10 protein-coding genes and 1 tRNA gene are annotated in these 10882 nt (G+C 68.7%); 5 read left to right on the top strand and 6 right to left on the bottom strand.

Annotated features, from left to right (window positions below; translation table 11 throughout):
* Positions 1-110: 110 nt before the first annotated feature.
* Both Mco01_RS36620 and Mco01_RS36615 read left to right on the top strand, forming a co-directional pair.
* Entirely contained in the window at positions 111-527 is a 417-nt protein-coding gene (locus tag Mco01_RS36620) for a helix-turn-helix domain-containing protein (protein WP_204061401.1), read from the top strand.
* 294 nt (positions 528-821) lie between these two features.
* The gene (locus Mco01_RS36615; RefSeq protein WP_204061400.1) at positions 822-1298 is read left to right on the top strand and encodes a YxiG-like protein; all 477 of its coding nucleotides are present in this window, start codon (positions 822-824) and stop codon (positions 1296-1298) included.
* Positions 1299-1452: 154 nt separating this feature from the next.
* Here Mco01_RS36615 and Mco01_RS40395 read toward each other — a convergent pair whose 3' ends face one another.
* Positions 1453-1962 (bottom strand): DUF6193 family natural product biosynthesis protein, encoded by a 510-nt coding sequence (locus tag Mco01_RS40395; RefSeq protein ID WP_372445025.1) that lies wholly within the window; start codon positions 1960-1962, stop codon positions 1453-1455.
* Positions 1963-3126: 1164 nt separating this feature from the next.
* Between Mco01_RS40395 and Mco01_RS36610 the strand changes: the two genes are divergently transcribed.
* The 3 genes from Mco01_RS36610 to Mco01_RS39535 are packed head-to-tail and all read left to right on the top strand — an operon-like array spanning position 3127 to position 5644.
* Positions 3127-4278: a replication initiator gene (locus Mco01_RS36610; protein WP_307825757.1), complete on the top strand. Its 1152-nt coding sequence runs from the start codon at positions 3127-3129 to the stop codon at positions 4276-4278.
* Complete coding sequence (locus tag Mco01_RS36605) at positions 4275-4484, top strand: helix-turn-helix domain-containing protein (RefSeq protein WP_204061398.1); 210 nt, start codon at positions 4275-4277, stop codon at positions 4482-4484. The genes Mco01_RS36610 and Mco01_RS36605 overlap by 4 nt, the downstream gene beginning before the upstream one ends.
* Complete coding sequence (locus Mco01_RS39535) at positions 4481-5644, top strand: site-specific integrase (RefSeq protein ID WP_239104195.1); 1164 nt, start codon at positions 4481-4483, stop codon at positions 5642-5644. Before Mco01_RS36605 ends, Mco01_RS39535 begins: the two co-directional genes overlap by 4 nt.
* 55 nt (positions 5645-5699) lie before the next feature.
* On the opposite strand, the gene Mco01_RS36595 is transcribed toward Mco01_RS39535, so the two are convergent.
* The 5 genes from Mco01_RS36595 to Mco01_RS36575 all read right to left on the bottom strand — a co-directional run bounded on the left by Mco01_RS36595 (position 5700) and on the right by Mco01_RS36575 (position 10827).
* Positions 5700-5776: transfer RNA gene (locus Mco01_RS36595), tRNA-Thr, on the bottom strand.
* Between the two features lie 66 nt (positions 5777-5842).
* The gene (locus tag Mco01_RS36590) at positions 5843-7396 is read right to left on the bottom strand and encodes an alpha/beta hydrolase (RefSeq protein ID WP_239104194.1); all 1554 of its coding nucleotides are present in this window, start codon (positions 7394-7396) and stop codon (positions 5843-5845) included.
* Between the two features lie 221 nt (positions 7397-7617).
* Positions 7618-8472: a PSP1 domain-containing protein gene (locus Mco01_RS36585; protein ID WP_204061405.1), complete on the bottom strand. Its 855-nt coding sequence runs from the start codon at positions 8470-8472 to the stop codon at positions 7618-7620.
* Between the two features lie 136 nt (positions 8473-8608).
* Positions 8609-10318 (bottom strand): hypothetical protein, encoded by a 1710-nt coding sequence (locus Mco01_RS36580; RefSeq protein ID WP_204061396.1) that lies wholly within the window; start codon positions 10316-10318, stop codon positions 8609-8611.
* Entirely contained in the window at positions 10315-10827 is a 513-nt protein-coding gene (locus Mco01_RS36575) for a SigE family RNA polymerase sigma factor (protein ID WP_204061404.1), read from the bottom strand. The genes Mco01_RS36580 and Mco01_RS36575 overlap by 4 nt, the downstream gene beginning before the upstream one ends.
* Positions 10828-10882 lie beyond the last annotated feature (55 nt).

The following is a 10882-nucleotide window of genomic DNA, read 5'->3' as shown; positions in this document are numbered from 1 at the left end:
GCAGAACAGATTGCGGCCCACCACCAGTCGCGGCGCGGTATTCAAGCCGTCACTAGGTCGCCTGGTGAATGTTTCTGGAGCTGCGCGATGACAATTTGTAACGTCCGGGTATGTCGTGGAATCCCAGCAAACATCCCAGGGACGCGCGTGGTCGCTTCACTCGAAAGGCTGGAGCAGGCGGCGGGCTGGCGATTATCGTACTGGTGGGCCTGTATGTCCTTGGCCAGTCACTGACTGCGCCCTCTGATGGGCAATCGCCTCGGCCATCGGTGTCGGCAACGGTCTCGCTCGAACAGCTAGTACGGCTGGGCCAGGATCTGCGGGCCGACCGGGAGTTCGGACAGCAGACGGTGGAGGAAGCCGCCAAGCTGGCCCATATATCGGAAGAGCGTCTGGTAGCGATCGAGGACGGTGCGGCGTCGGCGCCGACGGTGGACGAACTACGGCGGTTGGCCCACGTATACGCGCTGCCGCAGGATCTTCTGGAGAAGCGAATGACCGACGCGGGGCACGCCTCGGCACAGTGACCACGCAGTCGGGCGCCCTACCTCGCTATCAAGGACCATGTGCCCTGAATGTGCCCGATCTTGGCTAGTGGGGACAAACCCTAGGTCGCGGGTTGGCGGGCGGACGAGTCGGCCTGTAGGCCGGGTTCTGATTCTGCATACTCGCTACCTGCACCGACTGGCTCTGAACTAGCAGCGACCTGCGAAAACGCTTCCGTTCGTTGTCATCGCTTGCCAGCGCTTTCCGTAGCCATGTGCCCCCAAAGCGCCCCGGCCCCACCATGCGGCGACCCGCTGACGGTGTACAACTGCACCATGGACAACGAGGCTCTCCAACGGATGCTGGATGATGTCTTTGACCAGGCACTGGTCTTCCATGGGTTCGCCGACTACGTGCGCGACTACGAGGTCATCGTGCACGTGGCGGCCGATCCGAGAACCGGTGTTCAACCTGCCTACTTGCGATACCTGTTCCGGTATTGCGTTGAGGCCCGATGCCGGACGACGGTTTCTCCCGGTGTTTGGCAGAAGTCGTTGGATGACCGTCTCATCGACTACGAGAGCAGCGTAGCCCTTGATGGGTTCGTCTGGGGTGTGAAGGGGCACGTCCTCTATCCCGGGGCGACGGTCGTGGCTGATTCGAAGTTGGCTGATGCATGGGCCGCAGCCATTGGAATCGAATTCCACGAGGTCCGTATTGAGACCAATGCTCATGACCTGACGCTGATATTTTCCGGCTTGGACGTGAGCGAGCTGCCGCCTGGCTACATACCCTTCTCCGTGCCTGACTAGGTCGCGCCCACGGGCGATTCAGCCGAAACGCATCTTCTAGCGGTCGATGCCTGCCATCTGCTAACGGCTTCCTTATCAGGCAACAGCGGGGGTGTCCGACCTGGCATTACAGGGTCTTCACCTGCGGAGACCGTCCACTGCCGTCCGCCAGTATCTATGGTCGTCCGGGGGTGTCGTCACGCAGTTGGTCACGCAAGGAGTATGCGGTGCCGGCAACCGCGGGGCCGCAGTCTGAGGGCAGCGCGTCCGCGATCAGGGCGGCACTTCCGGGGCCATCTGCGACACCCAGCTCCTTACGATCAGGCCCAATAACCTGATACCTGCCCTCGTCGATTGGTCTCGCCCACGGGAGATCGCGAGTGTAGGGATAGCCAGTGCATCGGCTGAAGCGGAGCGTGATCATGCTGGTGTACGGGAAGAGCTGACTCAAGTGCGGCTCGGTGATCGCGGCATCAATGAGCGGGCGGAGCTTCAGGAGCTGGGGCGATGCTTGGAGCATCCGCCACTTGAACTCGGTTGCTTCACCTCGTTCGTGTGCCTCGGCCAGCTTGCCAAAACGTACGAATGGCCACTCTGAACTAAGAGCACGTAGTCGTGATCCGGTATGCCAGCTGTGGAGCGCTCCTGCAAGCGCCTGGAGATCCTCTGTGCCGCCTCGGGCCATCATGACGCCCAAGGCCCAAAACTCCACGCCGAATACCCGCTCCCGGCTGCCAAGGAGGATGCTCGTGTGGCGTTGGTCCTGTTCGACCCTGGCGCCGATAAATCGCCAACCTGGAGCGCGTTCAGCCAGTGCGACAAGGGGGTAGCCGGATCTATCAAATTCGCCTTGTAAGGCACTCTGCAGACTGCCTGCTTGGGCGATGTCGGGGTAGAGCAGGGAGTTCGGCCGACTAGGTGCCATGGGAAGAGTGTGACATTTCATTTGGTGCGGTCCTGCGGTCATCTCCTACCCCGCGCCTGGGCTCGGTGCGGCCCCGCACGCTCGGCACCTGTCCTGATCTCTCGTCTGCCGTCGACCCACCCCGGAGGGGCAGCGGGCCGGGGACGGAGGGTCAAGCCGGGCCTTGCGTGTACCTGTTCCCGGTGACCTTCCTGGCGCGCTGGTTGTCCTGCCGGCACGGCGGGGCTTGACCTGGAGGAGTCGGGTTGCTGGGCTTGCCTGGGTCGATGGCGGGCGAGCGATCAGGACTTCCAGCCCAACCAGCTCCGGCGCGAGCTCCGCGTGGCCCCCTCTCGGAGCCGGAGCCCCCGGGGTTTGGGGCAGCGCCCCAAGGTCCTCCCCCTGCATCTTCCGCCCCGTCTCCCTTCCCCGCTCTTTCTTCCTCTCTTCCTCGCCCGCCAGCGTCGCCCTCTCGGTCTCCGGGTTCTTCGGCTTCGTGGTGCCGCTCGTGGCCCGTTGACCGTTCACCCCTTGGGAGAGAGATCACTTTTCGCACATTGCCGCTATGCCGCCATCGTTGAACACCGCGCCGCTTGTCGGCGTGGTGCGCGCCGCCGACCGGCGGGACCGGCCGGAGAGCCGCAGCCCGCCGGCGGGCGGGCGCGCGGTCCCCGGTAGACACTTGTGTCCGTGTGCCTTCCCTCGGGAGTGCGGGCCGTGATGGCTTCCTGGGCTGCGCTGTGCCTTCCCGTCGTTCGATCCCCTCACCGTGTCACTGGAAGACAGCTCAGGAAACAGCCCCCCTCTTGCCGATCTCATCCCGGCGGGTCCTCCTCCTGGTGGCCCGCCTTCTCTCTTGGATCGTCGAGCCTGCCGCTCTCTCGCGCATCCTCCCGCGCGGCCTTCTCCCTCTCCTACCGCTCCCCGCCGAAGGCGGCTTGAGGTCTGCTCGGCGGAGACAAGGGCGTGCCCGAGACGGTGCGCGAGCATCCCCGCGCCCTGGTCACGCTGACCGCTCCATCGTTCGGGCCGGTCCACGCCCATCGCACCCGACAGGACGGGACCGTCCTGCCGTGCCGTCCGCGCCGCTCTGCCGGCACCTGCCCGCACGGCACGCCGCTGTCCTGCACCGAGCTGCACGGGGCCGATGACGTGCTGGTCGGGCAACCGCTGTGCGTGGAGTGCTACGACTACGACGGCCACGCGCTGTGGAACGCTCACGCCCCGGACCTGTGGCGCCGCTTCACCATCTACCTGCGGCGGGAGTTGGCCTACGCGGCGGGCATGACGGCCAAAGCCTTCAACGCCCGAGTGCGGGTCTCCTTCGCCAAGGTCGCTGAATACCAGGCGCGCGGCATCGTCCACTTCCACGCCGTGGTGCGCCTCGACGGCCGCAGCGAGGACGACACGCCGTTGCCGCCGCCGGACTGGGCCACGGTGGATCTGCTCGACCGTGCGGCCCGGACTGCTGCCGCCAGCGTCCACGTGGACTCCCCGCACTGCGAACAGGTCGGCGGGGTGCGGCGCCTGGTGTTCGGCCCGCAGATCGACATCAAGCCGATCGTCGCGGGTGAGCTGGTCGAGGACGCGCTGACCGAAGCTCAGGTCGCGGGCTACATCGCCAAGTACGCCACCAAGGGCGCGACCACCGAAGGCACCGTGGATCGCCGGATCAAGGACCTGTCGGAGCTGAACGCGGTCACGCTGACCGCTCATCAGCGGCGGCTGATCGAGACCTGCTGGCGCCTGGGCGACCTGGAAGAACTCAAGCCGCTGCGGCTGCGCGGGTGGGCGCACATGCTCGGCTTCCGGGGCCACTTCTCCACCAAGTCCGGCTCCTACTCCACCACCCTCGGCAAGCTGCGCGATGCGAGGCGTTCCTTTCGCGCCCGCCAAGCACGCGAACACGGACACGACGCCCTGACCGGCAAGCCCGCCGATGACTCCACCCTTGTCGTCGGCTCCTGGCGCTACGCCGGTCAGGGCTACACCCACCCGGCAGACCTGTACGTCGCCCAGCTCATCCGCGAGGACCGAGAGGAACGCCGCCGCTCTCGCTGGCCTCGCAGCTCACCGAGACAGGAGGTAACAGCATGACCAGGAAGGAGACTCACCCGCTCGCGGAGCCCAAGCTCTACCGCGTCCCCGATGCCGTCAAGGTGCTCGGCGTGGGCCGTAGCACCCTGTATGACCTGATCCGCCAAGGGCGGCTGCGCTCGGTCAAGCAGGGCCGTACCCGTCTCATCCCCGCCTCGGCCATCGCTGAGTACGTCGCTCTGCTCGAACGGGAGGCGGCGGCGTGACCAAGCGTCGAAGCCGCGGGGACGGCGGCCTGCACTGGGACGACAAGCGCCAGCGGTGGATCGCGACGGCAAGCCTCGGGTACGACGCCAGCGGCAAGCGGATCGTCAAGCGGGGCAGCGGCAAGACCAAGACCGAGGCTAAGGCCAAGCTCAAGCAGGTGCTCCGCGACTACGAGGACGGGCTTACCATCGCGCCGGCCGACTACATCGTCGCCCAGGCCGTGAGTGACTGGCTGGCCTACGAGTTGAGCAGACGCGACACGGTGACCTTTGAGACAGGCTCGATCCTCTGCCGGACCCACATCATCCCCTTCCTCGGTGCGCGTAAGCTCCGTGATCTGTCAGCACAGGACGTGGACAAGTGGCTGAGCAACCGGGCAACGGTGCTCAGTACGAGCACGCTACGGCTCGTACGGTCCTACCTGAATCGAGCGGTCAAGCGCGCGATGGCGCGCGACCTGGTGAAGCGCAACATTGTGGAGCTTTGCTCGACTCCAACAGGCAAGGGGGGCCGCCCGTCCAAGGCCCTGACCATGGCGCAAGCGGAAGCCGTGCTGACTGCCGCCGAGGGCACTCGGATGCACGCCTACCTCGTCCTGTCTCTGCTTACGGGGGCGCGTACGGAGGAGCTGCGAGCGCTCACGTGGGATCACGTGGATCTCGAAGGCGATCCGAAGGCTACTCCACCCGTCCCGCCGTACGTCGCTGTGTGGCGGTCTGTGAGATCGGGCGGGGACACCAAGACTCGGAAGTCCCGCCGGACTCTCGCGCTTCCTCAGCGCTGTGTGGACGCGCTGAGGGTCCAGCAGGCTCAACAGGAGACCGACAGGAAGATCGCCGGGGAGCGCTGGCAGGATCACGGCCTCGTGTTCGCCTCGTCGGTTGGCACACCGCTGGACGCTCACAACGTCCGGAGGGCGTTCCGTGCCGTGATCAAACAGACTGATCTCAACCCGAAGGAGTGGACGCCCCGCGAGCTTCGGCACAGCTTCGTCTCACTGCTATCGGACAACGGCATCCCGCTCGAAGAGATCTCACGGTTGGTCGGCCACAGCAGCACGGCCGTCACCGAGTTGGTCTATCGCAAGCAGATCCGGCCCGTCCTCCAGGAGGGTGCGGTGGTCATGGACCGCATCTTCAAAAGTGATCGGGAACGGTAGTCACGCAGATAGACACGCAAAGGCCCTCGCCGGTGGTCCGGGAGGGCCTCTGTAGTGGAGCCGCCTAAGGGAATCGAACCCTTGACCCCTTCATTACGAGTGAAGTGCTCTGGCCGACTGAGCTAAGGCGGCACGCCGCGAACGGCTTCGCCAGTCTACAGGTTCGGCCGGGTTCTCGCGCACCCGCGGCGTTGCCGGCTACCCGATCTTCGGGCACACCGTGCCGTTCTTGGGCACGCGGAGCGAGATCAGGTAGTCGTCCACGGCCGAGTCCACGCAGGCCGACCCCGAACGGTAACCGGTGTGGCCGTCGCCGTCGAAGCCGAGCAGCACGCCGGAGCTGAGCTCGGACGCCAGGCCCTTGGCCCACTCGTACGGCGTCGCGGGGTCGCGGATCGTCCCCACGACGAGGATCGGCGGGGCGCCCGCGGCCTTGAGCGGCTTGTCCGTGCCCTTCGACGCGACCGGCCAGTACGCGCAGGGCAGCGACCCGTACATCACGAACGACCCGAACTGCGGGGCGACCCTGGCAGCCTCGCCGGCGGCCCGCTGGTACTCGCCCGGGTCCTTCGGGAACGGGTGATCCAGGCAGTTGATCGCCATGTTCGACTCGGTCTGGTTGGAGTAGGTGCCGTCCTGCTGCCGGTCGACCAGGATGTCCGCCATGCGGAGCAGGTCGGTCCCGTTGCCGTTGAAGGCGTGGCCGAGGGCGGCTCGCAGCCGTGGCCACGCGTCGCGCTCGTACAGCGGCGTGACGATGCCGAGGGTGGCCCACGCCTCGTCGATCTGCCGGCCGTCCCCCAGGTCGTTCTTGAGGGGGTGCTCGTCCGCCTTCTTCAGCAGGGCGCTGACCTCGGCCATGGCCCCGTCGACCGTACGGCTGGTGAAGGGGCAGGCGCCGTCCTGGAAGCAGTCTTCCAGGAACGCCTTGAGCGCCACCTCGAAGCCCTGAGCCTGGACCTCGTTGGCCTTGAGCGACGGGACGGCCGGGTCGACGGCCCCGTCGAGCACCAGGGCCCGCACCTGCTTGGGGAAGAGGTCGGCGTAGAGCGCGCCCAGATAGGTGCCGTACGACTTGCCGAGGTAGGTGAGCTTGGTGTCGCCCACGACGGCGCGCAGGACGTCCATGTCGCGGGCGGCGTCGGCCGTGCCGACGTGCGGGAGCAGGTGGCCCGACTTCGCCTCGCAGTCGTCGGCGAAGCCCTTGGACTCCCGCTCCAGCGTCGTGAGCTCCTCCGGCGTGTCCGGGCTCGCGTCGAGGCTGACGAACGCGTCGAGCTGCTTGCTGGTCATGCACCGGACCGGGGTCGACTCCCCGACGCCGCGGGGGTCGAAGCCGACGATGTCGAACCGGGACCGGATGCTGTCCGGGAACAGCGCCCGGGCCGAGCGGGTGTACTGGATGCCCGATCCGCCCGGCCCACCGGGATTGATGAGCAGCGAGCCGACGTGCGTGCCGGTGGCGCGCAGGCGGATGGCGCTGACCTCGATCCGCTCACCCGAGGGCTTGGCGTAGTCGAGCGGCACCTGGATGCGGGCGCACTGGAAGCCGTCCCCGCAGTCGTTCCAGGCCGGCTTCTGGCTGTAGAACGGCTGGAGCGCCGGGGTCGGCGCCTTGATCGTCGCGGGGTGGTCGCCACCGCCGGCGGTCCCCCCGGCGTCGCGGGTGGCGGCCGAGCACCCGCAGGCCAGCAGCGCCGCCGTGACCGCCGCCACGACCCGCCGCGCCGGCCACCGCTTCGCCCGCGTCACCGGCCCCGCCCCTCGCCCGATCCGCGTCCCGTTGTCCCCGCCGTGTGGCTGGCCGCTCGCATGTCGCCGCTCTCCCCTGTTCCCCGAACCGCGTACGTCGCCGGTGACGTACACGGAGTAAGGAACCAGCATGCCGTCATCCGCGGCGTGCGGCCACTCGGCCCGCCTCACGCGAAGCCGGTCGAGGGCGGCAAATTACCACCCGCGCCACAACCGCCTCCCTAGTCCTCCGGGTCGTCCGCGACCGCTATGGGCCGCGCGTCGCCGTACATGGAGTCGTGGGCCTTGCGGGGGGCGCAGACGCTGGCCTTGGAGCAGGCGCACCGGCGCCCGCCGTCGTCGAGGCGGACGATGACCGAGTCGGACGGCACGTTGTGGCCGACGACCGTCCCCCGGCCCTGCGGGGTGTCCACAGACACGCCCGTACGGGGGGCCGAGGCGCGGAACTCCTGGTACAACGGGTGCTCGTACTTGAGGCAGCACATGAGGCGGCCGCACGCGCCGGCGATGCGCAGGGGGTTGACCGGGAGGTCCTGGTCCTTGGCCATCCGCACCGAGACCGGCTCGAAGTCCTTGAGGAAGGTCGCGCAGCACAGGTCGCGTCCACACGGGCCGATGCCGCCCTGTAGCCGGGCCTCGTCGCGGGGGCCGATCTGCCGCAACTCGACGCGGGCGCGGAGGTTGCGGGCCAGGTCGCGGACGAGCGCCCGGAAGTCGACGCGGTGCGGCGCGGAGAAGTAGACGGTGTAGACGTTGTCGGCGTCCAGGTAGTCGACGCCCACCACCTTCATCGGCAGCTCGTGCCGCTTGATGAGCCGCTTCGACACGCTGCGGGCCTCGGCCCGGCGTCGGCGGTTGACCTCGTCGCGCGAGAGGTGCTCCTCGGTGGCGAGGCCCTCGCAGACCGGCAGGCCCTCCACGTCGTCGCTGACGTACTGCGGGGCCCACACGCACTCGGCCACCTCGGGCCCGCTGTCGGTGGGGACCAGGACCTTGTCGCCCACCTTCGGGGAGTGGCCGCCCGGATCGAGGTAGTACAGCCGTCCGTAGCGAGTGAAGCTCACGGCCATGATCATGCCCACAAGCCCGGCCCTCCTCGATCCCTCGCGGCGTGTGCCCGCACCCCACGATACGTTCCCTTTACCTCTGGACCGACCCGGAGGTGTGAGGCGGCGGCGCCCGCCCACGCGGACGCCGCCGGAACAGGAGCGCCTACCAGGCGTGGGACGCGGGAGCCGCCAGGTCCTCCCGTGTGAGGGTCCGGTACTGCGAGCCGTTCACCGCTCCCACCTCGTCGGGACGCGTGAGCAGCAGGTTCTCGCCCGTGCCGTCGAGGTCGAGGGCGTAGGAGCTCTCGGTGTCGGCGCCCTTGTAGAGCACCTCGGCGGCCCGCCCGGTCGAGACGTCGTACGCGACCACCTCGGAGAAGCCCGGCTGCTTCACCCTCGGGGTGGAGACGTCGACGCGGATACTCGTCTGGAGGGCGAGGATCCGGGTGCCGTCGGGCGAGATCGCGACCGCGCTCAACGGGCCCGGGGTCCCCTCACCGGAGGAAGGGTTCAGGTCGACTGGCCGGGCCGCCTGGTCCAGGTCGTCGCCCGTCGCGGTGGTGGTGTCCAGCAGGGCCACGACCTTATCGGTGCAGACCCACACCTTTACGGGGGATGGGACGGGGCTCGCCGTCTGCTCGGGTGCGGTCCCGTTCCTCGCGATGACGACACCGCAGGCCGCCGCGCCTTGGGCGACGGTGGCCTCCGGCTTCACGACCGCCCCCGTCGTCGGGTCGACCCGCACGGTCGCCGTCGGCGCGGCCGTGGGCGGAACGATCCCGGACTTCGTCGGGGGCACTCCGTCACTCGGCGCGGCAGAGGGATCGACCGGCACGGGCTTCGTCGCCGGCACTCCGTCACCGGGCGCGGAAGAGGGAGAGACAGTCACGTTCGATCCGACCTGACCGACCGGAGTGGGCGGCGGGGAGGCCACCGCCGTGAGTGTGACGGTGACCGGCGGCAGGGGCTCCGCGGTGGCGGAGTCCGGCGGCAGCGGGCTCGCCGGAGCCTTCTCGGGAAGCGGGCCGCCCTTTCCCAGCGCCGGGGTCACGAGCTCCTCCGGCAGCGCGCTGGACTCCACCTTCGGAGGCACGGGCGGCATGCTGGGGGCTCCCGGCGACGCCGGCTTGGGAGCCGCATCCACCGGCGGTGGGCTGGGCGCCCGAGGAATCCGCCGGAACAGCACATTTCGCCCGTCCGCGCTCATCGAGAGGTCCACGATGCCGGCACTGGAGGTGGTCCAGGTGCGGCTCTCGCCGGTTCCCGTGTCCGTGACCACGAGACTGGCCTCGCCGTCCTTCGAAGCGCAGGGTCCGAAGCTGTAGGCGATCTTGGATCCGTCGCCGTTCACGGCGAGCGAGGTGACCACCGACCCCTCCGGAGGGCGGAATGACAGCACGCCCCACGAGTCCACGGTGCCGTCGTCGCGCAGGCGCAACTGGTAGAGCTGGGGACGGCAGTCGGTCGTCTGCGACGCGGCGTAGAAGAGCCGGTTGTCCTGCGCCGCCTGGATCGCGACGTACTCGCCCTCGGCCGGCGGGTCGACCCGGGCCGTGACCTTCCCGTCGGACACGCTCCTGATCGTGACGCCGTGGGCGTCGGCCTGGGCGAAGAACGAGGGCGCGGACGCCGGGCCCGCCGTCGTCGCGGCGGCCACGTTCATCTTCCCACCGCCGTGCCGTGCGATGGCCGCTCCGCCGGCCACCGCGATCGTCACGGACGCGGCCGCCGCGACGGGCACGAGCCAGGGCCGGGCCTGGAGGCGGCTCCTCCGGGTGCTCGTACGCGTGTCCGGTTCGAAGGCCGGAACCTCGTCCATCGTCTCGCCGACCGCCCGGGTGGCGTCGCGGAGACGGTTGATGATCTCGTTCATCGGGGTTCTCCCAGGAGGCGGCCGAGCGCGTCGAGCGCCCGGGAGGTGGTCGACTTCACGGTCCCGCGGCTGACCCCCATGACCTGCGCGGTCTCCTCTTCGGACAGCTCCGCGTAGTAGCGCAGGACGAGGGCCTCCCGCTGGCGGCGCGGCAGGCGGTGGAGGGCCTCCATGACCTCGCGCCGCTCGGCGCCGAGCAGGGCCGCCGACTCCGCCGACCAGACCGGCGGGTCGTACGTCCCGGCGAACCAGGACGGCAGCCGGCGGCGCCGAAGGACGCTCCGCGCGTTGTTGAGCACCGAGCTGCGGAGGTAGACCAGGGCCTTGTCCCGGTCGCGCAGGTCGCCGAACCGGCGGTGCAGGCCGAGGAACGCGTCGTGGACGACGTCCTCCGCGCTCTCGCGATCGCCCACCATGATCAGCGCGAGCCGGGTGAGGCCGAGCGCGTGCTCGGCGTAGATACCTGTGATGGCTGCGTCGGCGCCAGCCGACGGGGGCGAGGAGGTCATCGGCTCCCCGGGGGGTTCGTCGTCGAGATCCAGCGTTTCGGCCTTCATGTACCAG

The organism is Microbispora corallina, assembly GCF_016863035.1.
GTDB classification, from domain to species: domain Bacteria; phylum Actinomycetota; class Actinomycetes; order Streptosporangiales; family Streptosporangiaceae; genus Microbispora; species Microbispora corallina.
Note: the sequence above shows the minus strand (reverse complement) of the source record. Positions and strands in the feature narration are given on the sequence as shown.